General features: G+C 71.3%; 28 protein-coding genes and 1 tRNA gene. 22 read left to right on the top strand and 7 right to left on the bottom strand.

Annotation, left to right across the window (positions count from 1 at the left end; genetic code table 11):
• The first annotated feature begins 65 nt into the window (after window positions 1–65).
• From rpmB to BGO45_RS12170, 6 genes are all read left to right on the top strand, one after another.
• Entirely contained in the window at window positions 66–302 is a 237-nt protein-coding gene (gene rpmB, locus BGO45_RS12195; RefSeq protein WP_013584774.1) for a 50S ribosomal protein L28, read from the top strand.
• Complete coding sequence (rpmG, locus tag BGO45_RS12190; protein ID WP_013584775.1) at window positions 302–472, top strand: 50S ribosomal protein L33; 171 nt, start codon at window positions 302–304, stop codon at window positions 470–472. The genes rpmB and rpmG overlap by 1 nt, the downstream gene beginning before the upstream one ends.
• A 4-nt stretch (window positions 473–476) precedes the next feature.
• Entirely contained in the window at window positions 477–782 is a 306-nt protein-coding gene (gene rpsN / locus BGO45_RS12185; protein ID WP_022878196.1) for a 30S ribosomal protein S14, read from the top strand.
• Window positions 783–1,194: 412 nt separating this feature from the next.
• On the top strand, window positions 1,195–1,482 hold the full coding sequence (locus BGO45_RS12180; RefSeq protein WP_022878194.1) for an HU family DNA-binding protein: 288 nt from the start codon (window positions 1,195–1,197) through the stop codon (window positions 1,480–1,482).
• Window positions 1,483–1,559: 77 nt separating this feature from the next.
• Entirely contained in the window at window positions 1,560–3,557 is a 1,998-nt protein-coding gene (locus BGO45_RS12175; RefSeq protein ID WP_292694611.1) for a cytochrome c oxidase assembly protein, read from the top strand.
• Window positions 3,558–3,691: 134 nt separating this feature from the next.
• Window positions 3,692–4,822 carry a serine hydrolase domain-containing protein gene (locus BGO45_RS12170; RefSeq protein ID WP_292694609.1) on the top strand — a complete coding sequence of 377 codons (1,131 nt, stop codon included), beginning with the start codon at window positions 3,692–3,694 and terminating at the stop codon, window positions 4,820–4,822.
• A gap of 1 nt (window position 4,823) precedes the next feature.
• On the opposite strand, the gene BGO45_RS12165 is transcribed toward BGO45_RS12170, so the two are convergent.
• Window positions 4,824–5,660, bottom strand: a complete 837-nt coding sequence (locus tag BGO45_RS12165) for an NAD(P)/FAD-dependent oxidoreductase (RefSeq protein ID WP_292694608.1) — start codon at window positions 5,658–5,660, stop codon at window positions 4,824–4,826.
• A 51-nt stretch (window positions 5,661–5,711) separates the two neighbouring features.
• On the opposite strand from BGO45_RS12165, the gene BGO45_RS12160 reads away from it, so the two are divergent.
• Entirely contained in the window at window positions 5,712–6,143 is a 432-nt protein-coding gene (locus BGO45_RS12160; RefSeq protein WP_292694606.1) for a MerR family transcriptional regulator, read from the top strand.
• A 39-nt stretch (window positions 6,144–6,182) separates the two neighbouring features.
• Here BGO45_RS12160 and BGO45_RS12155 read toward each other — a convergent pair whose 3' ends face one another.
• Window positions 6,183–7,265, bottom strand: a complete 1,083-nt coding sequence (locus tag BGO45_RS12155) for a hypothetical protein (protein WP_292694604.1) — start codon at window positions 7,263–7,265, stop codon at window positions 6,183–6,185.
• Between the two features lie 210 nt (window positions 7,266–7,475).
• On the opposite strand from BGO45_RS12155, the gene BGO45_RS12150 reads away from it, so the two are divergent.
• The 5 genes from BGO45_RS12150 to BGO45_RS12130 all read left to right on the top strand — a co-directional run bounded on the left by BGO45_RS12150 (window position 7,476) and on the right by BGO45_RS12130 (window position 13,799).
• A complete protein-coding gene (locus tag BGO45_RS12150) occupies window positions 7,476–8,849 on the top strand; it encodes an ATP-dependent RecD-like DNA helicase (protein WP_292694602.1) in 1,374 nt (457 codons plus the stop codon).
• 171 nt (window positions 8,850–9,020) lie between these two features.
• A complete protein-coding gene (locus tag BGO45_RS12145) occupies window positions 9,021–10,289 on the top strand; it encodes a serine hydrolase (protein WP_292695172.1) in 1,269 nt (422 codons plus the stop codon).
• A gap of 19 nt (window positions 10,290–10,308) precedes the next feature.
• Window positions 10,309–11,178 (top strand): EamA family transporter, encoded by an 870-nt coding sequence (locus BGO45_RS12140; protein WP_292694600.1) that lies wholly within the window; start codon window positions 10,309–10,311, stop codon window positions 11,176–11,178.
• A 72-nt stretch (window positions 11,179–11,250) separates the two neighbouring features.
• Window positions 11,251–12,249 carry a magnesium/cobalt transporter CorA gene (gene corA, locus BGO45_RS12135; protein WP_292694598.1) on the top strand — a complete coding sequence of 333 codons (999 nt, stop codon included), beginning with the start codon at window positions 11,251–11,253 and terminating at the stop codon, window positions 12,247–12,249.
• A 53-nt stretch (window positions 12,250–12,302) separates the two neighbouring features.
• Window positions 12,303–13,799: an amino acid permease gene (locus tag BGO45_RS12130; RefSeq protein WP_292694596.1), complete on the top strand. Its 1,497-nt coding sequence runs from the start codon at window positions 12,303–12,305 to the stop codon at window positions 13,797–13,799.
• Between the two features lie 13 nt (window positions 13,800–13,812).
• On the opposite strand, the gene BGO45_RS12125 is transcribed toward BGO45_RS12130, so the two are convergent.
• Window positions 13,813–14,991: a 4-hydroxybenzoate 3-monooxygenase gene (locus BGO45_RS12125; protein ID WP_292694594.1), complete on the bottom strand. Its 1,179-nt coding sequence runs from the start codon at window positions 14,989–14,991 to the stop codon at window positions 13,813–13,815.
• 322 nt (window positions 14,992–15,313) lie between these two features.
• Window positions 15,314–16,066: an IclR family transcriptional regulator gene (locus BGO45_RS12120; protein ID WP_076493066.1), complete on the bottom strand. Its 753-nt coding sequence runs from the start codon at window positions 16,064–16,066 to the stop codon at window positions 15,314–15,316.
• Between the two features lie 91 nt (window positions 16,067–16,157).
• Between BGO45_RS12120 and pcaH the strand changes: the two genes are divergently transcribed.
• The 8 genes from pcaH (at window position 16,158) to BGO45_RS12080 (ending at window position 21,350) form a co-directional block, all read left to right on the top strand.
• Window positions 16,158–16,970 (top strand): protocatechuate 3,4-dioxygenase subunit beta, encoded by an 813-nt coding sequence (pcaH, locus tag BGO45_RS12115; protein ID WP_292694591.1) that lies wholly within the window; start codon window positions 16,158–16,160, stop codon window positions 16,968–16,970.
• Window positions 16,970–17,530, top strand: coding sequence for a protocatechuate 3,4-dioxygenase subunit alpha (gene pcaG, locus BGO45_RS12110; protein ID WP_292694589.1), 561 nt, complete (start codon window positions 16,970–16,972; stop codon window positions 17,528–17,530). Before pcaH ends, pcaG begins: the two co-directional genes overlap by 1 nt.
• Window positions 17,520–18,923, top strand: coding sequence for a lyase family protein (locus BGO45_RS12105; protein ID WP_292694587.1), 1,404 nt, complete (start codon window positions 17,520–17,522; stop codon window positions 18,921–18,923). The genes pcaG and BGO45_RS12105 overlap by 11 nt, the downstream gene beginning before the upstream one ends.
• A complete protein-coding gene (locus BGO45_RS12100) occupies window positions 18,920–19,702 on the top strand; it encodes an alpha/beta fold hydrolase (protein WP_292694586.1) in 783 nt (260 codons plus the stop codon). The genes BGO45_RS12105 and BGO45_RS12100 overlap by 4 nt, the downstream gene beginning before the upstream one ends.
• Window positions 19,702–20,082, top strand: a complete 381-nt coding sequence (gene pcaC / locus BGO45_RS12095) for a 4-carboxymuconolactone decarboxylase (RefSeq protein WP_292694584.1) — start codon at window positions 19,702–19,704, stop codon at window positions 20,080–20,082. The genes BGO45_RS12100 and pcaC overlap by 1 nt, the downstream gene beginning before the upstream one ends.
• Window positions 20,083–20,155: 73 nt before the next feature.
• Window positions 20,156–20,545, top strand: a complete 390-nt coding sequence (locus BGO45_RS12090) for an ester cyclase (RefSeq protein ID WP_292694582.1) — start codon at window positions 20,156–20,158, stop codon at window positions 20,543–20,545.
• An 83-nt stretch (window positions 20,546–20,628) separates the two neighbouring features.
• Window positions 20,629–20,910: a hypothetical protein gene (locus tag BGO45_RS12085; RefSeq protein ID WP_292694580.1), complete on the top strand. Its 282-nt coding sequence runs from the start codon at window positions 20,629–20,631 to the stop codon at window positions 20,908–20,910.
• Window positions 20,910–21,350, top strand: a complete 441-nt coding sequence (locus BGO45_RS12080; RefSeq protein WP_292694578.1) for a BLUF domain-containing protein — start codon at window positions 20,910–20,912, stop codon at window positions 21,348–21,350. The genes BGO45_RS12085 and BGO45_RS12080 overlap by 1 nt, the downstream gene beginning before the upstream one ends.
• Before the next feature lie 11 nt (window positions 21,351–21,361).
• Here BGO45_RS12080 and BGO45_RS12075 read toward each other — a convergent pair whose 3' ends face one another.
• On the bottom strand, window positions 21,362–22,042 hold the full coding sequence (locus BGO45_RS12075) for an SGNH/GDSL hydrolase family protein (RefSeq protein WP_292694576.1): 681 nt from the start codon (window positions 22,040–22,042) through the stop codon (window positions 21,362–21,364).
• Window position 22,043: 1 nt separating this feature from the next.
• Window positions 22,044–22,117 (bottom strand) — tRNA-Gly (locus tag BGO45_RS12070).
• Window positions 22,118–22,317: 200 nt separating this feature from the next.
• Here BGO45_RS12070 and dcd point away from each other — a divergent pair.
• Entirely contained in the window at window positions 22,318–22,923 is a 606-nt protein-coding gene (gene dcd, locus BGO45_RS12065) for a dCTP deaminase (RefSeq protein ID WP_292694574.1), read from the top strand.
• Between the two features lie 238 nt (window positions 22,924–23,161).
• Here dcd and BGO45_RS12060 read toward each other — a convergent pair whose 3' ends face one another.
• Window positions 23,162–23,959, bottom strand: a complete 798-nt coding sequence (locus BGO45_RS12060; RefSeq protein WP_292694572.1) for a hypothetical protein — start codon at window positions 23,957–23,959, stop codon at window positions 23,162–23,164.
• A gap of 110 nt (window positions 23,960–24,069) precedes the next feature.
• On the opposite strand from BGO45_RS12060, the gene BGO45_RS12055 reads away from it, so the two are divergent.
• Entirely contained in the window at window positions 24,070–24,585 is a 516-nt protein-coding gene (locus tag BGO45_RS12055; protein ID WP_292694570.1) for a MarR family winged helix-turn-helix transcriptional regulator, read from the top strand.
• Window positions 24,586–24,595: the final 10 nt, after the last annotated feature.

Here is a 24,595-nt window from a genome sequence, read left to right as displayed (position 1 = left end):
CGGGGTGCAGACAAGGGATCTTGGGTGACACCGTCCGGTGTCACGGTACAGAAGGAGACATCACCATGGCAGCAGTGTGCCAGGTGACTGGAGCGGTTCCCGGCTTCGGTCACAACATCTCGCACTCGCACCGCCGGACGAAGCGCCGCTTCGACCCGAACGTGCAGAAGAAGACCTACTTCGTTCCGTCGCTGGGTCGCAACATCAAGCTCAACGTTTCGGCGAAGGGCATCAAGGTCATCGACGCCCGCGGTATCGAGGCCGTCGTCCGTGACCTGCAGGCGAAGGGCGTGAAGCTGTAATGGCGAAGAAGGCTCAGGACGTCCGTCCGATCATCAAGCTGCGTTCGACCGCCGGCACGGGGTACACCTACGTGACGCGCAAGAACCGCCGCAACAACCCCGACCGCATCGTGCTGAAGAAGTACGACCCCGTGGTCCGCAAGCACGTCGACTTCCGAGAGGAGCGCTAAGCACATGGCTAAGAAGAGCAAGATCGCGCGCAACGAGCAGCGCAAGGTCGTCGTCGAGCGCTACGCCGCGAAGCGCGCCGAGCTGAAGAAGACCCTGGTCGACCCCAACGCGACCGACGAGGCCCGCGAGGCCGCCCGCGTGGGCCTGCAGAAGCTGCCCCGCAACGCGTCGCCCGCCCGCGTGCGCAGCCGCGACGTCATCGACGGTCGCCCCCGTGGCGTCCTCACGAAGTTCGGCGTCTCGCGCGTCCGCTTCCGCGACATGGCCCACCGTGGCGAGCTGCCCGGCGTGACCAAGTCGAGCTGGTAAGCACCCGCACCACCGCGAAGGGCGGGGGTCCCGAGAGGGATTCCCGCCCTTCGTCGTTCTCCGGCCCGCTCCGCGGCGGACCGTCGAGCGGAGAACGTCGGGGACACCCCGGGCCGTGGCATCCTGAACCGGCGTGTCGACCACGGACTCCGCTCTACGGCTCGGCCCCGCCGCGACCACGCTCGCGGCTCCGCCACGGTGCGGCCTCGGCACCGTCTCGCACGCCCCAGAGGGCACTCCGGCCCCACGCGGCGCGCGACACGCCGGTACGCAAAGGGCGAAATCGGTCAAAATCCGCGTAATTCCGCGGTTCGGTTGATACTGTCGAGGCGGTCTCCCGACCACCGAGGGGAATCTCTCCTCGTCCGATGTAACGAGAGGCGACCCGACCGTCGCCTGGAGGACAAACCACATGGCCGACAAGTCCATCACCAAGACCGAGCTCGTCGCGAGCATCGCCAGCGCGACCGGACAGAGCCAGTCCGCCGTGTCGAGCGTGCTCGACTCCCTCTTCTCCACCGTCTCCGAGGCGGTCGCCAAGGGCAGCAAGGTCTCGATCCCCGGCTGGATCGCGTTCGAGCAGGTCGCCACGTCGGCCCGCACCGGCCGCAACCCCCAGACGGGCGAGGAGATCTCGATCCCCGCGGGCAAGCGCGTCAAGGTCACCGCCGGCTCGAAGCTGAAGGCTGCCGTCAAGTAAGACGACGCGAGCTGTCGAGAGGGGGGATGCCGGTGGCATCCCCCCTCTTGTGTTCCCGCGCGACGTAGGCTTGGGGGGTGAATCCCCGAGCCCTGCGCGTGGCCGGACCCGTCATCCTGGTCGTGGTCTCGGTGATCTGCGTCGTCGCAGGTCTCGCCTACGGCGGCGGCGCGGCGCCGACGCTCCTGGCCGATCCCGGCCCCTTCGTCCGGTGGGGCCTCCCCGTCGCCACGCTCGTGGTCAACCTGTCGGCCGCGACCATGGTCGGCGCGCTCGTGCTGGCGCTGTTCGCCCTGCCCGCGGGGGAGCGGCCGTTCGAGATCGCTCTGGACACGGCATCCATCGGCGCCGCGGTCTTCACCGTCTCGGCCGCGGCCACCGGGTTCCTGACGTTCCTGAACGTCATCAACGCGACCCCGACGCTCGACCCGCTCTTCGGCCAGCAGCTCGGGCGCTTCCTCGTCGAGACCGAGGTGGGCCCCGCGTGGCTCATCACGACGATCGCCGGCGCGGTCCTCACGGTGCTCACCTTCGCGGTGCGGACGTGGATTCCCACGCTGCTGGTCGCGCTCCTCGCCCTCGCCTCACTGATCCCGATGGGCACGCAGGGCCACGCCGGCACCGAGGCCAGCCACACCGCCGCGGTCACGTCGCTGGTGCTGCACATCCTCGCCGCCGCCGTCTGGCTCGGCGGCCTCATCCTGCTGGTCGTCGTGCGTCCCGCGATGAGCCGTCCGCAGCTGCAGACGACGCTGCTGCGATACTCCTCGATCGCCCTGGTCGCGTTCCTCGTCGTGGCGATCTCGGGCACCGTGCGCGCCTCGATCGGCCTGGTCGGATGGCAGAACCTCCTGTCGCCGTACGGCATCCTGGTCCTGGTCAAAGTGACCGCGCTCGTGGCGATGGGCATCCTCGGTGCCTGGTACCGCCGGCGCCTCATCGCCCGGATGAGCGACGACGAGGGTTCGCGTCGCTTCTGGGGCGTCGTCCTGCTCGAGCTGGTGTTCATGGGCGTCGCGAGCGGAATCGCGGTCGCCCTCGCACGCACGCCCCCGCCCGCCGCCGACCTGCCGCTGATCGGGACGACTCCCGCGGAGGTGCTGACGGGGTCGCCCCTCCCGCCCGAGTTCACGCTCGACCGGTGGTTCACCGCGTGGGACATCGACCTGCTGTGGGCGTTCGTCGCGGGCTTCGGCCTGTTCTTCTACCTCGCCGGCGCGTGGCGTCTCCGTCGTCGCGGCGATTCCTGGCCGATCCACCGCACGATCCTGTGGTCGCTCGGCATGCTGGCGATCTTCTGGGTCACGTCGGGCCCGCTGAACGTGTACCAGGACTACCTGTTCAGCGTCCACATGATCGAGCACATGCTGCTGTCGATGGCGATCCCGCTCCTGCTGGTCGCCGGAGCCCCGGTGACGCTCGCCGCGCGGGCGATCCGCAAGCGCGACGACGGGTCGCGCGGTGGCCGCGAGTGGATCCTGTGGGCCGTGCACAACCCGGTCGCGAAGGTCCTCACGAACCCGTTCGTGGCGGCGGGACTGTTCATCGTCTCGCTGTGGGCGTTCTACTACACCGACCTGTTCCGCTGGTCGCTGTACGACCACGTCGGCCACATCTGGATGGTCGCGCACTTCCTCATCACGGGGTACCTGTTCGTGCTGAGCCTCATCGGCATCGATCCGGTGCCCTACCGCCTGCCCTACCCGGGACGTCTTCTCATCCTGATCGCGGTCATGGCGATGCACGCCTTCTTCGGCATCGCGATCATGATGAACTCCGGCCTCATGGCGGCCGAATGGTTCGGATCGATGGGGCGGACGTGGGGCGCCACCCCGCTGGAAGACCAGTACACCGGTGGCGGCGTCGCGTGGAGCGTCGGCGAGATCCCGACACTGATCCTCGCGATCACCGTCGCGATCCAGTGGAGCCGCAGCGACGAACGGCAGCAGCGACGCCGCGACCGGCACGTGGACCGGGTGGGCGACGTCGAGCTGGACGAGTACAACGCCGAGCTGCAGCGGCTGGCTGAGCGCGACGCCCGCGCGGCCGAACGCGCCGCGGCGAAGGGCCGCTGAGGCGGCAACCGGCACAGTCGCCGTGGGGGTGGCATCCACGCGGTCGACGGAGACCGGGAAGCGGAATGCGCCGCGCCCGCTAGTCTCGTCTTGCCCGCCACCGGGGCGGTGGGGGCGCCATCGAGGAGGATGCCGTGAACTCGGTCCAGGGGCGGGTCCATCCCGATTTCGCGTCCGTGAGCGAGCGTCTCTCGGAGTGGTCCTCCGCCGACCCGGACTACGGTGCGCAGGTGTGCGTCCTCGTCGGCGACGAGGTCGTGGTCGACCTGACCTGCGGGCCGGGTGCGGATGCCATCACCGGCGTGTATTCGGTGACCAAGGGCGTGGCGGGCACCGTGATCGCTCTGCTGCTCGGGGAGCGCGAGCTCCAGCTCGACCGTCCCGTCGCGCACTACTGGCCGGAGTTCGCCGCGGCGGGGAAGGCCGAGATCACGGTCCGCGAGCTGTTGTCGCATCAAGCGGGCCTGCCCGCGACCGACGACGGAATCCGGCCCGAGGACGCGCTCGACTCCCGCGCGGGAGCTGAGCGCCTCGCCCGACAGCGGCCCCTCTGGCGACCGGGGAGCGGATTCGGGTATCACGGCATCACGATCGGCATCCTGATGGAGGAGCTGGTGCGCCGGATCACCGGGCAGGAGCTGCAGGCGATCTACGACGACCGCATCCGATCTCCGCGTGACATCGACTTCTATCTCGGCCTGCCCGACTCTCAGGCCGCGCGCTACGTCGACCCGCGACCGGCGTTCGTGGGCGATGCCCCCGATCCGGGCCCGCGCGACAACCTCTTCGCGGCCTCCTTCGGCCCGGTCGGCCAGGCGGGCGATGCGCTCCTGAACGGGTTCGGTCCGCACACCCCGGCGGTCCGTCGCCGGGGGACGGCGGCGGCGGGCGGGGTCGGATCCGCGCGCGGGCTCGCCCGGCTGTACGCGGCGACCCTCGGGTACATCGGTGATCCGATCGCACCGCCCGACACGTTCGCCGACATGGGCCAGATGCACGTGCGCGGCCGGGATCTCGTGCTCGACATCCCGCTGAGTTTCGGCGTCGTCTTCATGAAGCCCCACGCGGACATGCCGTTCGGGAGCTTCCGCGCCTACGGTCACGACGGTGCGGGTGGGGCGATCGCCTTCGCCGACCCGGCGCACGGGCTTTCATTCGGCTACATCCCCACGCGGATGACGATCCCCGGCGGGGTCGACGCTCGCGCGATCGAGCTCTCGAGCCTCGCGCGCGTGGCCGCCGGGCGAGCGCGGCGGCCACGCTGACTCAGCGGGCCGCGGCGAGGGTCTGCACGATGGCGACGGCCGCCAGCTGACCGGCCGCGATCGCGGCGGCGAGGGTTGCCATGGGGCCGGGGAAATGGTCGGCGTGCGCCATGTCGCCGACGGCGAAGACCCGCTCCACGCTCGTGCGTCCGAACGGGTCGACCCGGACGGCCCCCGACTCCTGCAGCGCCAGGCCGAGGTCCTCGGCGAACGGTGCGCGTTGACGGGGCGCGGGGCCGATGAATGCTCCGGCGACGGAGAGCGTCGAGGCGTCGTCGAGCACGAGGCGAAGCCCGTCGTCCGCGGGTTCCACGCGCGTCACCCGAGCGGGATCGAGGACGAACACCTCGGATGCCACGGGCGCCAGCATGCCCCGGAGCACCTGCGCGTGCGGGGAGGCGTTCAGGATCGCGACGGGGCGTCCGGCGAACTCGTGCCCGTGGCAGAACGGGCAGCTCGCGACGAGATCCCCCCAGTGCTCCGCGAGTCCCGGAACGGGCGGGAGCTCGTCGGCGAGTCCCGTCGCGAGCACGAGGTGCCCGGCGCGCAGTGTCTCGCCCGCGACCTCCACCCGCACGCCGTCGGGGTCGGCCGCGACCGCGGTGACGGTGGCATCCCGCACCTCCACCGACGCGTAGGCCGCGAGCTCGGCGCGGCCGCGGCGGCGCAGGTCGGCGGGGGCCGCGCCGTCGTGGCCGAGGAGGTTGTGCGCGTGGGCGACCGTGGCGTTGCGGTACTCGCCGGAGTCCAGCAGCACGGTGCGCCGGTGCATGCGGCCCAGGGTGAGCGCGGCCTGGAGCCCCGCCGGGCCGCCGCCGATGATGATGGCCTCGTACATGACGGGCTCCTTCCGTTTGCGTTCGCGACCATGGTGTGACTTCATGTCGACATGAAGTCAAGCGGCGAGAGCATCGGCGACGCGGCGGCGCGGTTCGGGCTGGACACCCACGTGCTCCGGCACTGGGAGGATGCCGGGCTCTTGCGCCCCGCGCGCGACGACGCCGATCGACGCCGGTACGCGGACGCCGATCTGGTGCGGATCGCGGTGATCCTGCGCAACAAGGCCGCGGGGATGTCCCTCGACCAGATCCGTGTGCTCCTCGACGAGGATGCCCCCGATCGGCATCGCGTGCTCGAGGAGCACGTGGCCGAGCTCGACCGCCGCGCCGACGAGATCGCGCAGGCGCGGGCGATGACCGCGCACGCCCTCCGGTGTCGCTCGCACGACATCACGCAGTGCCCGCGTTTCCGCAGCCACGTCGAGGACGTCCTCGAGGGCACCGCGCGCTGGCGCGTCGTGAACACCGAGCCGCCGTCCTGAGCACGCCCCGCGGCGATGGGTCACTGGGGCGGAGTCCGGTCAGTCCAGGCTTCCGCCGATCGAGATGGATGCCGACCCGTCGGGCTGCACCGAGATCTGCCCGTCCACGGTGAAGGGCACGTCGTCCTCGACGGTGCGGACGGACCCGTCGAAGATCGAGCGGATGTCGACCTCGATGTGCGCCGTGGCCTTCGCCGACGGGATGCGCCAGCCGGCTCCGTCGGGGACGACCGAGACCGTCGGCTGCTCGACGATCGTCCAGGTCGGCGCGCCGTCGATCCGATTGCGGACCGTGAATCCGAACGGACATCCCGTGGGCTGCAGGACCTTCTGCTCGGCGCAGCCCGTGAGGAAATCCTCGACGCGCTGCTGCACCACGGAGACGAACTCCTCCGTGGGCTCGGCCTGCACGTCGACGGGAACGCCGGTCAGCGGGGAGTCGGCGAGGATCGCGACACCCGGGGTCGCCGAGATCGGCGTGTCGACCGCGACCGAGTACAGCCCGGGCGAGAACACCAGCAGGGGCACGGCCGCCGAGGGATCGGCATCCACGCCGTCGACGGAGACCTGGCGTTTGTCCACGTCGAAGCCGTTGACCGAGAAGCGCATCGATCCGCGCACACTGAGGTCGACGACGGCGAGGGGGCTCACGTCGAATCGCCAGCGCGGCGCGACACCCATCCAGCCGTCCTGACGGACCGCGAACGTCGTGCGGCCGTCGTAGGAACCGGCGCGGTACTCGACGGTGACGCGGGTGACGTCGTCGACGACGGTCTCGGCGGTGACGTGCGCCGCGGTGATCGTCTGCAGGGCGTCGGTGCGGAGGAGGGCATCGGATGCCGTGGCGGGCAGCCCCGCGTTCTGGAGCTCGGTCGAGTCGACGGCGACGCCGGGGACGGCGAGAGCCTCGGCGGCGTTCCGATCCTGCAGGAGCTCGAGGTAGTGCAGCACGAACGCGCGCGGGCTGTACAACTCGCGGTAGGCCGCCGCCGCCCCCGCTCCGAGTGCGGCCAGGAGCAGGACGCCGACGACGCCGAGGATCGTGAGGTCGCGTGCGAGGTGGCGCGGGCGCGTCGGGACAGCACCCTCAGGCGCTGCCGGGCCCCCGTCCGTCGCGTGCACGCCCCCAGTCTAGGAAGGCGAGCTGTGCGGGAGCGGAATTGCAGAGTTCACGCGGGCGCGGCGGAGACGTCGAGAGTCGCGTAACGACGGGTCGGGGCGCGAAATTCGGTTCGGGGCGCGAATCCTCCGCCCCGAACGCCGGAACGCGCCCCGAACCCGGAGTAGTCCACAGGCCCGGCCCCGGCATCCCGCGCGAACTAGCATGAACCGGTGACCACGCCCCCTCTCTCGGCCGAGCAGCAGGCGCTGTTCCGCCTGATCGAGGACACGCGCGAGCACGTCTTCGTCACCGGGCGCGCGGGCACCGGCAAGTCCACGCTCCTGCAGCACCTGGCGTACAACACGAAGAAGCAGATCGCGGTGTGCGCGCCGACGGGCGTCGCCGCCCTCAACGTCGAGGGACAGACGATCCACTCGCTGTTCCGTCTGCCCATCGGGCTCATCGCCAACGGCGACATCGACCAGAACGACGCGACCCGCAAGCTCCTCAACGCGATCGACACCCTCGTGATCGACGAGATCTCGATGGTGAACGCCGACCTCATGGATGCCATCGACCGCTCGCTCCGCCAGGCCCGCGGTCGCCGCGCCGAGCCGTTCGGGGGGACGCAGATCGTGATGTTCGGCGATCCGTACCAGCTCGCGCCCGTTCCGCCGCGGGGCGACGAGGCGCGCTACATCCGCGATCACTACCGCTCGTTCTGGTTCTTCGACGCCAAGGTGTGGTCGGGTGAAGCGGCGAGCGACGGCCTCATCGACATCGGCCGGCACGGCGCCGACCTGCACGTGAACGAGCTCGTCGAGATCCACCGGCAGTCCGACCCGGGCTTCAAGACGTTGCTGAATGCGGTGCGGTACGGGCGGGTCACGGCCGAGATGGCCGGCATCCTGAACACGGCCGGCGCGCGCACGCCGCCGCACCCCGCCGACGGCGAGCACCCGATCATCACGCTGGCCACCCGCAACGACCGTGTCAACGAGATCAACCGGCGGCACCTCGAAGAACTCGTCGGCCGCACGCAGACGGCCAACGCCGAGATCTCGGGCGACTTCGGACGCGGTGAGGGCAACTACCCGGCTGAGCCGGCGCTGACGCTCAAGATCGGCGCGCAGGTGATGTTCCTCCGCAACGACTCGGCCCAGTTCGGCGAGGCGTCGCGGTGGGTCAACGGCACGATCGGCACGGTCACCCGGATCGCGGGCGACAGTGTGCGCGTCGAGGTCGACGGGATCGAGCACGACGTCGAACCGGCCGTCTGGGAGCGATACCGCTACGCCTACGACCCCGGCACGAAGAACCTGTCGCGAGAGATCGTGGCGGAGTTCACGCAGTTCCCGCTCCGGTTGGCGTGGGCGGTGACGATCCACAAGTCGCAGGGCAAGACCTACGATCGCGCCGTCGTCGATCTCGGGGCCGGGGCGTTCGCGCCCGGACAGACCTACGTCGCCCTGAGCCGACTGACCTCGCTCGACGGCCTGTACCTCTCCCGACCGCTGCGCCCGAGTGACATCCGCGTCGACGAGGACGTCCGGCGGTTCATGAAGCAGGCGTGGCTCGGCCGGCAGCAGGCGGCGCAGGCCTGACGGTCGGCCGCGCGGGTGCGATGCCTGCGCGCCGGTGGAGGGGGCGAGGTCCCGGCAATCGAGATGCAGACGTGACTCCGCGGAGGTGCAAGCCGACGCTCCGTGTGTTCGGCGTGTGTTTGAATTCTTCGAGCGCCGCTTCGTCGTGCGCGGAATCATCCGGGGGTGGACATGCGGGGTTGGCGCCGATCAGTGGCCGTCGTGGTCGCGGGAGCCAGCATCATCGCCGTCACCCTGACCGGGTGCACGCCCGACACGTCGGTACCCGTCGACGTTCCCGAGCAGGCGCAGGGGTCGCTCCCCGACGACACCGTCACGCAGCTCCGGGATGCCGTGACCTCGGCGATGGCGATCACCGGCTCGACCGGCGCGATCGTGGGGGTCTGGGCGCCGTGGAGCGGTTCCTGGGTCTCGGGTCTCGGTACTCAGGGCCCGGGCGGAGCCGAGGTCACCGCCGACATGGGCTTCCGCGCGGCCGACGTGACGCGCGCGATGACGTGCGACATCGTCTACGAGCTCGCCGCCGACGGCACGCTCTCGCTCGACGACTCCGTGACGAAGTGGGTGAGCGGCCTCCCCGGCTTCGACGACATCACCCTCGGCCAGCTGTGCAACGGAACCTCGGGTCTCGGCGGCTACCAGTCGTACCTCTCCAACCTGGTGCTGAGCAATCCCGACCGAGCCTGGAACGCCCGTGAACTCATGGCGTACGGCATCGCCAGCCCCCGTCAGAACGCTCCGGGCGCGGCGTACGCCAACGCCGACACGAACTACCTCCTCGCGGGCATGGCCGTCGAACGCGCCACGGGCGAGTCGCTCTCCCAGCTGATCGCCGAGCGCGTCGCGCGTCCGCTCGGACTCGACGCGACCTCGCTGCCGGGTGCCGCCGCCGCGGCGCCCTCCGACGACCCGCTCAACGGCTACTGGTCGCGGCCGGGGGCCGACGGTGCGTGGAACTGCACCGACCCCGGCGACTACACCGTCACCTCGGCGAGCTTCGGTGCGGGCGACTCGGGGGTCGTGACCGACATCACCGACCTCGGCCGCTACGCGCAGGCCCTCGCCACCGGTGCGCTGCTGCCTCAGGACACCACGCGCTTCGCCTCCCCGCTGCCCGTGAGCGGCGACGCCCCGACCTGGTTCACCGCCACCGGCGCCGCGTACCAGGCCGGTTCGCTCATCGGGCAGTTCGGCTCCGCCCCCGGCTACATCGTGGGCGCGTTCGCCGACCCCTCGACGGGCATGTCGGTCGCCGTGGTGCTGAACAACTCGGGAGCGAACGAGAACGCCGGTGCATGGCTCGCGTGGGAGCTCGCGGCGATCGCGTCGAAGGCGCCCGCCGCCGAAGGCCGCACGGTGCCCGAGGCGGGCCTGCCGTGGACGGCCCAGCAGATGCGCGACAACCTCGGCACCATCGCCATCTGCCCTCCCGCGCAGTGACCGTCGGCGTGGTCGCGCGATGACCGCGCGCACGGGTCGCGGATCCGCGGCGGCGCTGGTCCTCGTCGGTCTCGCCTGCCAGGAGGTCGGGGCCTCGTTCGCGGTCATGCTCTTCCCGGACACCGGGCCGCTCGGCATCGTCATGCTGCGTCTGGTCTTCTCGGCCCTGCTGCTGCTCGCGATCGCGCGGCCCCGGCTGCGCGGGCACACGGCGGGCGCGTGGCGTTCGGTCGTGTGGTTCGGTGTGGTGCTGGCATCCATGAACGGGCTGTTCTACCTCGCCCTGGAGCGACTTCCGCTCGGCGTCACCGTCACCATCGAGGTGCTGGGGCCCCTCACGCTCTCGATCCTCACCGCGACGGGCCTCGCTCGGTGGCTGTGGGCGGGCCTCGCGCTCGCGGGCGTCGTCGCACTCGGCGCGGGCGGGTGGGACCGTCTCGACGCGCTCGGCGTCGTGTTCGCCCTGGCCGCGGCCGTGAGTTGGGCGCTGTACATCCTCGCCTCGGCGCGGGTCGGACGGGAGTTCCCGCGGCTGGACGGTCTCGCGCTGGCCATGACGGTCGGCGCCGTGATCGCCCTGCCCTTCGGGATCGCGCAGGCCGGCGCCGTGCTGCTCCACCCGGCCATCCTGGCACTGGGCGCGGCGGTCGCCCTGCTGTCGTCGACCGTTCCCTACGCCCTCGAGCTCATCGCGTTGCGGCGCCTCCCGGCCTCCGCCTTCGCGATCATGATGAGCCTCGGCCCCGCGACGGCGTCGCTCGCGGGCTTCCTCCTGCTCGGTCAGCACCTGTCGTGGCTCGAGATCGCGGGCATCGCCCTCGTCATCGCCGCGAGCATCGGCGCCGTGACGGCGGCATCCCGGCGCCCTGCCGTCGAACCCGTCGGCTGAGGACGGATGCCAGGTCGCGGCGCCCCGCGCCAGGGGCATCCGCCGTCCATCTTCGGGAGGTAGAACGGACGCATGCCCATCATCGACAGCGCCGTGTACGTCGACGGCCACCGCATCGAGAACCCGTCGAGCCTGGACCAGACGTTCGAGTACATGGAGGCCCACGGCGGCATGGCCTGGATCGGTCTGCTGCGCCCGTCTCCCGAGGAGCTCGAGCGCGTCGCGGCCGAGTTCTCGCTGCACCCGCTGGCGGTCGAGGACGCCCTCGCCGGGCACCAGCGGTCCAAGCTCGAACGCTACGGCGACAACCTCTTCGCCGTGCTGCGACCGGCGCGCTACGACGATGCGACCGAGACGGTGGACTTCGGTGAGCTGCACGTCTTCGTCGGCTCCGACTACGTCGTCACGGTGCGGCAGGCGGAGGTGCCCGACCTCTCGCGGGTGCGCCGGCGTCTCGAGGGGCAGCCGGAGCTGCTCGCGCGGGGTCCGGAGGCGGTGCTGTACGCCATCCTCGACGAGGTCGTCGACCAGTACGACCCCGTCGCCGCGGGCCTGCAGAACGACGTCGACGAGATCGAGGACCAGCTCTTCGGCGCGGGCGACGCCGAGCTCACACAGCGCATCTACGAGCTCGCACGCGAGGTGATCCACTTCCAGCGGGCGACCGAGCCGTTGCGCGACATGCTGCAGGCGCTGCTGCGCGGTGCCGACAAGTACGGGGTCGAGATCGAGCTGCAGCGATCGCTGCGCGACGTCCTCGACCACGTCCTCCGTCAGTGCGACAAGCTGGCCTCGCTCCGCGCGATCCTCGACAACGCCCTCACCGTGAACGCGACGCTCGTCACGCACCGGCAGACCGAGACGTCGCTCGAGCAGAACGAACAGGTCAAGAAGATCTCGGGCTGGGCGGCGATCCTGTTCGGACCGTCGCTGGTGGGCGGGATCTACGGCATGAACTTCAAGAACATGCCCGAGCTCGACTGGACCCTCGGGTATCCGATGGCCCTGGCGCTCATGGCGGCGACCTCGTTCGGGCTGTGGCTGACCTTCAAACGCAAGCATTGGCTCTGAGAGCGCACGGCGCGCTTCACGGGCGCCGGCGTCGGGATGCCGATGATGGACGGGTGACTGACACCACTCCTGCGGGCTCCGGCGGCGCTGCCGAGCCGATCACCACCTCGACCGTTCACCTCGAGGACGAGGGGTATCACAAGCGATTGAGTTCGCGTCAGGTGCAGATGATCGCGATCGGCGGCGCGATCGGCACCGGTCTGTTCCTCGGCGCCGGTGGCCGCCTCGCGCAGGCGGGTCCGGCGATCGTGCTGTCCTACGCCGTCTGCGGGCTCTTCGCGTTCTTCATCCTCCGCGCGCTCGGCGAGCTGGTGCTGCACCGCCCCACCTCGGGCTCGTTCGTGTCGTACGCGCGCGAGTTCTTCGGCGAGAAGGCCGCGTTCGTGTCGGGCTGGTTCTACTGGATCAACTGGGCCACGACGACGATGGTCGACATCACCGCGGCCGCGCTCTACATGAACTTCTTCGGCAAGTACGTGCCGTGGATCGGGGCCGTGCCGCAGTGGGTGTGGGCGCTCGCCGCCCTGGTCACCGTGCTCGCCGTCAACCTCGTGTCGGTGAAGGTCTTCGGCGAGCTGGAGTTCTGGTTCGCCCTCATCAAGGTCACGGCCCTGGTGGCGTTCCTGCTCGTGGGCATCTACTTCGTCGTCTTCGGCACGCCCACCGGAGCCCCGGTCGGGTTCTCGCTCATCGCCGACAACGGCGGCTTCTTCCCCAACGGCATCCTGCCCGCGATCATCCTCATGCAGGGCGTCGTGTTCGCGTACGCCTCGATCGAACTGATCGGCACGGCCGCGGGCGAGACGAAGAACCCCGAGAAGGTCATGCCGCGCGCGATCAACTCGGTCATCATCCGCGTCGCGGTGTTCTACGTCGGCTCGGTGCTGCTGCTCTCGCTGCTGCTGCCGTTCACGGCCTACTCGAAGGACGAGAGCCCGTTCGTGACGTTCTTCGCGTCGATCGGCGTGCCGGGCGTCGACGTCATCATGAACCTCGTCGTGCTGACCGCCGCGCTGTCGTCGCTGAACGCGGGGCTCTACTCCACGGGGCGCATCCTGCGGTCGATGGCGGTCGCCGGCTCGGCGCCCAAGTTCGCGGCCCGCATGAACAAGGCGGGTGTGCCGTACGGCGGCATCGCGATCACCGCGTTCGTGGCCCTCTTCGGCGTCGTCATCAACTTCGTGGCGCCCAGTGACGCGTTCGAGACCGTCCTGAACGTCGCCGCCGTCGGCATCCTGGTCACCTGGGCGACCATCATGCTCTGCCAGATGAAGTTCAAGCGCCTCACCGACCGCGGCGAGCTGGTGCGCCCGAAGTTCCGGCTGTTCTGGGCTCCGTACACGGGGTATCTGACGCTGGCGTTCCTGGCGATCGTGCTCGTGCTGGTGTTCGTGGACTCGCCCGCGACCGCGCTCGTCGCGGTGGTGGCATCCATCTGCATCGCGATCGGGTGGTTCGCGTGCCGCAAGCGCATCGCCGAGCTCGCCGAGGAGCGCGAGGGCTACACGGGTTCGGTGCCGGTGGTCCCGTCCCCGTTCTCGAAGGAGTAGGCGGCGGGCGCGCTCAGGACTGCGGCCAGCCGGTGTACGCCTCGGCGAGGTACGCGCGGCCGTGGTCCGACTCCACCACCGAGCGCAGTTCGCCGAGCTGGCGGCGGCGGTCGAAGTCGGTGGCATCCGGGGCGACGTGCAGCAGGCTCGTCATCCACCACGAGAAGTGCTGCGCCTTCCAGATGCGGTGCAGCGCCCGCTCGGGGTACGTCTCGAGCGGGCGCGCGTCGCCGTCGAGGAGCAGCGCGCCCAGGGCGTCGGCCAGCAGCCGTACGTCGGCGATCGCGAGGTTCATGCCCTTCGCGCCGGTGGGCGGGACGGTGTGCGCCGCGTCGCCGACGAGCGCGACCCGGCCGCGGAGCAGTTCGTGCGCGACGAAGCTCCGGAACCGCAGCACGTCGCGCTGGAAGATCGACCCTTCCCTCAGCGTCGTTCCCGGCACGCGCTTCTGCAGCTCGTCCCACAGCTGCGCCTCCGAGTACGCTGCGGTGTCGGTCTCGGGGTCGCACTGGAAGTACATCCGCTGCACGGTCGCCGACCGCTGGCTGATGAGCGCGAAGCCGTCGGGGGAGTTGCTGTAGATCAGCTCGTCCGAGCTCGGCGGCGCTTCGCACAGGATGCCGAACCACGCGAACGGGTACTCGCGGAAGTAGCCGCCGGTGCTCGAGCCCGTCACCGCGGCGCGGGCGACGCTGCGCGACCCGTCGGACCCGACGACGAACTCCGCCTCGATCTCGAACGGCTGCCCGTCGGCGTCCCGCGCGATGACGCGCGGTCGGTCGGTATCGGCATCCTGGACGCTCTCCGCGGTGACGCCGAACCGCAGGTCCTGCCCGGCGGCGAGGCGTGCGGCGATGAGGTCTTTCAGCACCTCGTGCTGCGGGTACAGCCACACCGCGCGGCCGACGAGCGACGGGAAGTCGATGCGGTGCCCCTCGCCGGCGAAACGCAGCTCGATGCCGTCGTGGCGGTTCCCCACGGTGCGCACGCGCGACGCGTCGCCGAGGGTGTCGAGAAGCTCGACCGTGCCCTGCTCCAGGATGCCGGCGCGGATCGTGCTCTCGATCTCGTCGCGCGAGCGCTGGTCGATGACGACCGAGGGGATGCCGACGGCATCCAGGAGGTGCGAGAGGAGGAGCCCGGCGGGGCCGGCGCCGATGATCGCGACACGGGTGCGGACGGTGGGGGTCATGGCGTCTCCTTCGACGGTGCTGTCGTCATGCTGCCCGCCGACGCCGCCCCGCACGCGCGCTCTCTCATTGAACGGGATGCCATGGGCCACCCACCCTCGATGACTTCGGGGAAGCGTACGCCGGGCACCTGGCGGCGCGTACACAAGCCCGAAGTCACCGAGAGGGGCGCGGAGGGGCGCGGGCGGGGCGGGCGCGGTGGGCAGCGGCGCGGGGCGCGGGGCGCGGGAGGTGTTGACTTGGGGGAAACGTACGCCGGGACGCGACGCTCGCGTACGTTTCCCCGAAGTCAACGAAACATCGGGGGCGAGGGGAGGCGCGAGGTCAGCGCCGGTAGCCGAGGGCGCGCTCGGTGTCGCGGGCCGCGCGGTGCAGCTCGCCGAGGGCGAACTGCGTCTCGGCGTCGCGCGGCAGCACCACCGAGAGCGCCGCGATCACGGCGCCCGTCTCATCGCGCACCGGCACCGCGACACCCGTGGACACCTCGTCGACGTAGCCGGGCGCGATGACGCGGCCGAGGCTGCGGATCTCGGCGAGCGTGCGCCGCAGCGCGGCCGGGTCGACGATCGTCGCGGGCGTGACGGCCGCGAGCGGGCCGGCGAGGACGCGCTCCTGCAGATCGTGCGGCGCGAACGCCAACAGCACCAGGCCCGACGACGAGGCGTGCAGGGGCAGGCGCCCCGCGACGCGCGTGACGTTCGCCCCCGAGCCGGGTGCGCTCAAGCGCTCGAGGAACAGGGCCTCGTCCTGCTCGAGGATCGCCAGCTGCGTGTGCTCGCGCACGCGCACCTGCACGCGCTCCATGAACGGCAGGGCGGCCTGACGCAACCGCAGCGCGTGCGAGGAGCGGGTCGCCAGCTCCCACAGGCGCATGCCCACTCGAACGCGCCGCTCCTCGTCGCGTTCGAGGAGGCCGGCATCCACCAGTTCGTTCACGATGCGGTGCGCGGACGAGCTCGGCAGGTCGGCGCGGCGGCCGATCTCCGCGGTCGTCTGCGCGGTGCGCGTGGGCGTGAACGTCTCGAGGATGCGCACCAGTCGGTCGGTCACCGAGTCGCCCGAGGGGGAGTTGGCCATGGACACAGGATGCCACGACTCCCATTCAGCGGGAACGCACTGGCGCACGAATCGGGGCATGCCGGAACATGGACCGGTCGAAGGAGACCCGATGCCCCGCACCCCCGCCGCCGCCCCCGAATCGCTCCTCGCCGCCCCGGATCAGGCGACGCAGGCCGAGATCACCCGCGAGATCCATGCCGCGCACGCCGCCCTCGACGCCCGCGAGGCCGCGGGCGAGACGGTGCCCGCCACCGCCTACGACTTCCCCGCGTACCGGTCGAGCGTGCTCCGCCACCCCACGAAGAACCCGAAGCTCGTCGACCCCGAGACCATCGAACTGTTCTCGCCGGCGTTCGGCCAGCGCGACGTCGCCGCGATCGAGTCAGACCTCACGCTGCAGCACGCCGGAGAGCCGCTCGGCGAGCGCATGACGGTGCGGGGCCGCCTGCTCGACTCGTGGGGCCGGCCGCTCGCGAACCAGCTGATCGAGATCTGGCAGGCCAACTCCGCCGGGCGCTACATCCACCAGCGCGACCAGCACCCCGCCCCGCTCGACCCCAACTTCACCGGTGCCGGTCGCGCGGTCACGAACGACGCGGGCGAGTACGCCTTCACGACGATCAAGCCGGGCCCGTACCCGTGGAAGAACCACCGGAACGCCTGGCGACCGGCGCACATCCACTTCTCGGTGTTCGGCACGTCGTTCACGCAGCGCCTCGTGACGCAGATGTACTTCCCCGGCGACCCGCTGTTCGCGCTCGACCCGATCTACAACAGCATCCACCGGCAGAAGGACCGCGACGCCCTCGTCGGCGTCTACGACCACGACCTCACCTCGCCCGAGTGGGCGACCGGCTACCGCTTCGACATCGTCGTCGACGGCCCCGACCAGACGTATTTCGAGCAGGAGGGCGACGAGTGATGAGCACCCCCGCCAAGACCCACCGCCCCACCCCCGGTCAGACGGTCGGGCCGTTCTTCGCGTACGGCCTGGAGTTCCCGAAGCAGCACGAGGTCGCCTTCCCGCACTCTCCCGGCGCGATCGTGCTCGGCGGCACGGTGTACGACGGGGCGGGCGCCCCGATCCCCGACGCGCTGGTGGAGATCTTCGGGGCGGATGCCGACGGCGCGGTGCCCCGCGCGCGCGGCGCCTTCCGCCGCGACGAGCACACGTTCACCGGCTTCGGCCGCGCGTTCACGGACGACGAGGGGCATTTCGAGTTCTGGACGCGCGAGCCCGGCGGCATCGGTGGCTCGGCGGCGTTCTTCGCGGCGATCGTGTTCGCCCGCGGGCTGCCGAACAAGCTGCACACGCGTATCTACGTGCCCGGCGACGACGCGGCGCTCGCCGCCGACCCGCTGCTGTCCTCGCTCGACGCGGAGGAGCGCGCTAGCCTCGTGGCGACGCGAACGCCCGACGGACACCTCCACCACGACATCCGGCTGCAGGGCGAGAAGGAGACGGTCTTCCTTGCCTTCTGACCCCCTCGACGCCGGTCTCCTCTCGCCGGCGACCGTCGGTCACGACAGCCTCGTCTCGGATCGGGCGTACCTCGACGCGCTCGTGCGAGCGGAGTGCGCGCTCGTCACGGCCTACGCCGACCTCGGTGTCGCACCGCGCGCCGCGACGGTCGCGGTCGACCACGCGTTCGGCCTCGACGAGAAGTACGGGCGTCCTTCGCTGCGACTCGACCTGGACGCGCTCGCCGCGGCGGCGGTCGCCGGCGGCAACCCGGTCATCCCGCTCGTCGGTCGGCTGAAGGCCGAGGTGCCCGCGGAGCACGCGGGGTGGATCCACCGCGGAGCCACGAGCCAGGACATCCTCGACACCGCCATCATGATCGTGGCGCGCGCCGCGGTCGCGCAGCTGCGCGCGTCGCTCACGCACGCCGCCCAGTGGCTGCGCGCGCTCGCCGAGCGGCATGCCGACACCGTCGCCGCGGCACGCACGCTCACGCAGCACGCCGTCCCGACCACGGTCGGTGCCCGGGCGGCGGCGTGGGAACGCGGCATCCGTCGCTCGCTCGACCGGCTCGACGTGCTGGTCTTCGCCGCGCAGCTCGGCGGGGCGGCCGGCACGCTGGCGTCGTTCGTCGAGATCACGGGATCGGTGGATGCCGCTGCCGCCCTGCCCGAGGCCTACGCCGAGGCTGCGGGGCTCGACGTGCCCGACGCGCCGTGGCACGTCACGCGGTGGCCGGTGACCGAGCTGGGCGACGCACTGGCACAGGCGATCGACGCGCTCGGTGCGTTCGCCGCCGACGTCGCGACCCTCAGCCGCACCGAGATCGCGGAAGTGTCCGAAGGCGCCGGCGGCGGCTCCTCCGCGATGCCGCAGAAGCAGAACCCGGCCGAGGCGGTGCTCATCCGTTCCGCCGCTCTGCGCGCGCCGCAGCTGGCCGCGACGCTGCACCTGGCATCCGCTCTCGCGGTCGACGAGCGCCCCGACGGCGCCTGGCACGCCGAATGGCCGACGCTCCGCGAACTGCTGCGTCTCGCGCTGGGTGCGTCGTGGCACGCGTCTTCGCTCGCGGCGCACCTGCGCGTGGACACGGATGCCGTGGCCCGCAACCTCGCGCTCACCGACGGCCGGATCGTCAGCGAACGCCTGCGGGGGATCCTCGTGCCGCTGATCGGGGCGGACCGCTTCGCGGCGCTCGTCGGCGGCGACGGCGACCTCGGGGAGGCGCTGCGCGCGCTTCCGGAGACCCGCGACCTCGACCTCGACGCGCTGCTCGACCCGGCCGGCTACGTCGGTCTCGCGCCACGCCTGGCCCGGGGCGGGTCGTCGGGAGCGGGTGACGGCGCCGAGACCGCACCCGATCGCCGAGACCGCACGGGATCGGATGCCAACGGATACGGGGTGGACGAATGAGTGCGGTTTCGCTGATCTCACTGACGGCGCCCGTCGGTCCCGCCGACGCGCCGCTCGTCGTCCTGGGGCCGTCGCTCGGCACCTCGACGATCCTGTGGGAGGACGTCGTCCCGCTGCTCGCCGACGACTACCGCGTCGCGGCGTGGGACCTTCCCGGCCACGGCGCGGGGCCGGTGGCGACCGGCCCGTTCACCGTCGCCGACCTCGCCGACGCCGTCGCCGCGGCCGTCCCCGACGAGACGTTCCTCTACGCCGGGGTCTCGCTCGGCGGGGCGACCGGCCTCGAGCTGGCGCTGCGCCACGGCCCCCGGCTGCGGGCCGCCGCGATCGTGGCATCCGGGGCGAAGCTCGGCGACCCGGAGTCGTGGACAGCCCGCGCCGCGCAGGCGCGCACGCAGAGCACCTCCAGCCTCATCATCGGGTCGGCCCAGCGATGGTTCGCGCCCGACTCGATGGCGCGGCGCCCCGAGCTCAGCGGCCGACTGCTGCACGTGCTGCAGGACGCCGACGACGAGAGCTACGCCCGTTGCTGCGAAGCGCTCGCCACGTACGACGTGCGCTCCTCGCTCGGACGGATCGACGTGCCGGTGCTCGCCGCGTGGGGGCGGTTCGACGCCGTCGCGCCCGAGGAGAAGGCCGTCGAGATCGTCGACGGCGTCGCGCGCGGGCGTGCGGTGCGCATCGACGACGCCGGACACCTGCCGCCCGCCGAGCAGCCCGAGGCCGTCGCCGCGCTGCTGCGCGAGTTCTTCGCATCCGTCTCGGGAGAGGACGCCTGATGGCCACCGACCAGGAACGTCACGACCAGGGCATGGTCGTCCGCCGCGAGGTGCTCTCGGACGCGCACGTGGACCGCGCAACGGCCGCCGCGACCGACCTCACCGCCGACTGGCAGGACTTCATCACGCGCGTGGCCTGGGGCGACGTGTGGTCGCGGCCCGGGCTGGACCGCCGGTCGCGGTCGGTCGCCGTGCTGTCGTCGCTGATCGCCCACGGCCACCAGGAGGAGCTCGCGATGCACCTGCGCGCGGCGATCCGCAACGGCCTGACGATCGACGAGATCCGCGAGGTCATCCTGCAGTCGGCGATCTACTCCGGCGTCCCCGCCGCGAACACCGCGTTCCGCATCGCCTCCGAGGTGTTCGCGGAAGACGCGTGAGGACTCATTTCCTGTTGCTTCGGGATGCCACGAGCGACAGAAACTGACCCCTGACGCGCGGATAATGGGGCGGGTGGAGGCCTGGGAGACGCGCGAGTGGTTCCAGGAGTTCCTCGAGTCGCTGAACCGCCATGACCCCGAGGCGGTGCGGGAGTTCCTCGCCCCCGACGTGCGCCGCGCGCACCTCCCCGCCGGTGCCGACGCCTGGCTCGACGACTACGCCGACCTCGTGCGCGGCTTCCCCGACTGGCAGTGGCGGCGCATCCAGATCGTGGTCGAAGAGGATCGTCTCGCCGTCCACCTGAGGGGGAGCGGTACGCACACCGGGATCTTCCGGCACCTGCCGCCGACGCGTCGCCGGGTCAGCATCGCCGCGTTCGCGATGTACCGGGTCACGCGGGGCCGCATCGTCGAGGCATCCGGAACCGACGACGCCGAGGCGATCCGCGCCGCGGTGCTCTGACCCTCTCGCTGTCAAGCGTCTGGACCGCCTCTCGGGCATGTGTACTTTCGGAGGGGGCCCTGCCGGGGCGGAAGGACGCACGCATGACTGTTGACGATCGACCCGGTGCCGGTGTCGTCTGGGCGCGGGTGGAGGAGGGTTTCCACGTCGCCAGCGCGCGCGGCGTCTTCCTCGGCTACATCGACCGCGAGGCCGATGGCAGCTATCTCGCCTACAACGGACGCTCGCGTCTCGTCGGACGCTTCCCCGGATTGGTCGCCGCGATGGCGGCCGTCGCGCACGCGCACGCGGATGCCACGAACACCGCGCCCGAGATCGAATTGCGCCAGGTCCCCGACGTCTTCCCCGGGTCGGTGATGCAGTGATGACGGACGACCTGTTCTCGCTGACGTACTCGAGCACGGCGTCCGTGCCGTTCGGAGACGACGAGCTCGCCCGGCTCCTGGAGTCCAGCCGTGTCGCCAACGTCGGCACCGATCTGTCGGGACTGCTGCTCTTCCGCGGCGGCCGATTCCTCCAGGTGCTCGAGGGCCCCGAGCCGGCGGTCCGCGATGCCCTCGACCGCATCGGCAACGATCCCCGGCACCGCGACGTGCGGGTTCTGGTGTCCGAGTCGATCGAGGAACGCCGGTTCCCCGACTGGACGATGGGCTACGAACCGCTCGGAACGTCGACGTCGGCACCGCCGGAGGGCTTCCGCGACAGCTTCGACGACCTCGACTCCGGGGATGCCACGGTGACCGCGCGGGCGCTCGCCGAGCTGACCCTGTGGTTCCGCGTGCGATCGGCGCGGCGCGCGGCGTAGCCGCGGCGGTGTCAGAGGCCGAGCGCTTGGAGTTCGGCATCCATTCGCTCGGCGATCCGGGCGTAGCCGACGTCGTCGGGGTGGAGTCCGTCGCCGGCCATCCAGCTGTCGGCGTCGTCGGCGTAGTGGCCGTCGAGCCAGTGGCTCGCGCCGGCGATGTGGTCGGCGCCGATGCGGTCGGCCGCGTCGCGCACCCAGCCGATGATGACGTCGACGGATGCCGGTCGGTCGGCGGTCCACCAGAACGGTTCGACCACGACGATCCGTGCGCGCGGGAGCCCTTGGCGCAGCCGGTCCAGGTCGCTGTCGATCGCCGCGTGGATCTCGGCGGCGGCGCTGTCGTAGCTGAAGTTGTCGTTCAGGCCCATCGTGACGAAGACGATGTCGGGCTCGTCGCGGATGATCTGCGCGGGGATGTCGTCGAGCCCCGGCCCCATGCTCGCCCGGCGGTTCACGAAGCCGAGGCCGTTCTCGCTGCGGTTGATCTCGGTCCACCCGCGCTCGGCGCAGATGATCGTCGACCACCGCTTCTCGGACGAACTCGCGCCCGTGCCGCGCGTGTACGAGTCGCCGTAGAACGCGACGGTGGTCGTGCCGGCCGCTTTCGTGGGCTCCGGCTGCGCAGATGGCCCGCACGCCGTGAGGCCGAGCGCGAGGAGAGCGCCGATCAGGATGCCGAGCGCGCGATACATGTGGAGGGGCTGACGGGAATCGAACCCGCGCTGTCTGCTTGGGAAGCAGAAGTTCTGCCATTGAACTACAGCCCCGAGCGCCGTGAGGCACTCCCGCCAGCATAACAGCGTCTTCCGTGGCATCCGGGTCGCGGTTCGGCGTCGTGAATGCCCAGATCACGTGACGTGGCCGAGATCACCCGCCGTGGCGCGGCATTGCGGGTGGGTTCGCCCAGATCACGTGATCTGGCGAACCCCGCGCCACCGGCGCAAGCCCCACGCCCTAGGCTGGGCGCGTGCTGCTCTCCGATCGCGACATCCGCGCCGAACTCGCCGACGGCCGCCTGGGGCTCGACCCCTTCGATCCGGCGATGGTGCAGCCGTCGAGCGTCGACGTGCGCCTCGACCGGTACTTCCGGTTGTTCGACAACCACAAGTACCCGTTCATCGACCCCGCTGAGGACCAGCCCGAGCTCACGCGCCTCATCGAGGTCGAGCCCGACGAGCCGTTCATCCTGCACCCGGGTGAGTTCGCGCTCGGATCGACGTTCGAGCGCGTCTCCCTTCCGGACGATGTCGCCGCACGGCTCGAGGGGAAGTCGTCGCTCGGCCGCCTGGGGCTGCTGACCCACTCGACCGCCGGCTTCATCGACCCGGGCTTCTCGGGTCACGTCACGCTCGAGCTCTCCAACGTCGCGACGCTGCCGATCAAGCTGTGGCCCGGCATGAAGATCGGGCAGGTCTGCTACTTCCGCCTGACCTCTCCCGCCGAGAACCCCTACGGGTCAGGGCCCTACGGCAACCGTTACCAGGGTCAGCGCGGCCCGACGGCGTCGCGTTCGGCGCTCAACTTCCACCGCACGAACGTCGGCACGACCGACGCCGGCTCGCCCGGTCGCTGACCCGCGCGCGAACAGCCCCGTCGCGTAGACGGGGCTGTTCGCTTTAGGCGCCTCGGGTGCGGCGTAGCGCTCCGGCTGTGGCCCGCGTGCGGCGTAGCGCTCCGGGTGCGGCGCGTGTGCGGCGTAGCGCTCCGGGTGCGGCGCGTTTCCGGCGGCGCCGCATCCACTGATAAACGCGATTCCCGGCGAGAAACGCGACGTCGTGCCGTGTTTCGTCGCCGATCGCGTTTATCGGGGATCACTCGGATGCCGCCGCCTCACCGGTTGCGGAACCTTCGCGGCCCCGGCTGAACCCGGCGTCGAAGCCGCGCTCGTACGCGCGCTGCGCGGCCCGGCGGTCGTGGCCGCGGCCGTCGTGCCCGTGTCGCCCGTGGTGCCGTCCGCCGTGCGGCGCGCGGCCGCCGTGGCGGGGATCGCATCCGCGGTCGTGGGGGGTGCCGTCGTGCTCGACGGTGCGCTCACCGCGCATGCCGGGGCCGAAGCCGCGCATGCCTGGGCCGAAGCCGCGCATGCCGGGGCCGAAGCCGCGCATGCCGGGCCCGAAGCCGGGGCCGAAACCCCGCGCGCCGGGACCGAAGCCGGGGCCGAACGGTCCGAAGCCGCGCATGCCGGGCGCGCGGCCGGGGCCGAGGGGAGCCGCGTCGGACTCGTCGATGCCGAGCGCCGCCGACACCGCGTCGAGCGCGGCGACGAGGCGTTCGAGCTCTTCGGCGGGGACGTCGGCGAGGAGCGCCGTGCGGTCGGCATCCACCCGGTCGAGGATCTCACGACCCTCCGTGGTCAGCGCCCAGCCGTCGTCGGTGCGCTCGATCCATCCGCGTTCGGCGAGCGCGGTGACGCGCTTGCCGCCGCGGGCGAGGCGCTCGGTGATCCACGGGGCGTCGATGCGGCCGTCGATCGCGCGGAGCACGAGGACGGTCTTGGGGTGCAGGTCGCTGTCGCGCAGCTGCGCGAACAGGCGGTGGCGCAACGCGTGCCCGACCGTGGTGAGGCGATGGGCGAGGCTGCGGGGGTCCAGAGGTGTGGAGGTGTTCATGGGTGTTCCTTTCGTGTGGCGGAGGGTCCGCCGGTTACATGTCATGTGACAACGGATGTACTGTGACATGTATTCCGAATACTTGTCAAGAGACATGTAAAATCGGTGCCATGACCGCCGACCCCGCCGACGAGATCGCCGCCGCCCTCGCCAAGCTGCGCGGTCGGCGCCCGCGCCCGCCCTTCGGTCCGGGCGGGGGTCACGGCGGTCCGCACGGCCACGAGCATCACGGTCGGCATCCGTTCCACGGCGGTCCCCCGTGGGCCGACCCCGGTCAAGGACGGTTCGCCGGCGTCGCGCGCCTGCGGATGCTCGACGCGCTCATCGCGGCACCCGGCTCCCTGACCGTGAGCGAGATCGCCGACGCGGTCGGCGTCGATCAGCCCCGCGCGTCTCGCCTCGTGCAACAGGGCGTGCAGATGCGCCTCGTGGAGCGCGAGCCCGACCCCGACGACGCCCGCCGCACGCGCGTGCGGATCACCGCCGAGGGTGAACGTCTCGTCTCCAGCTTCCGGGGTCGGCGGAGGGATGCCGTGCGCTCCGCCCTGGAGTCCTTCACCGAGACCGAGAGCGCCGACTTCGCCCGCCTCCTGGCGAAGTTCGCCGACGCCTGGCCGCAGGACTGAGTCCGCGGCA

Origin of the sequence: Microbacterium sp. 71-36 (genome assembly GCF_001898305.1) — a bacterium.
Taxonomy (GTDB): domain Bacteria; phylum Actinomycetota; class Actinomycetes; order Actinomycetales; family Microbacteriaceae; genus Microbacterium.
Note: the sequence above shows the minus strand (reverse complement) of the source record. Positions and strands in the feature narration are given on the sequence as shown.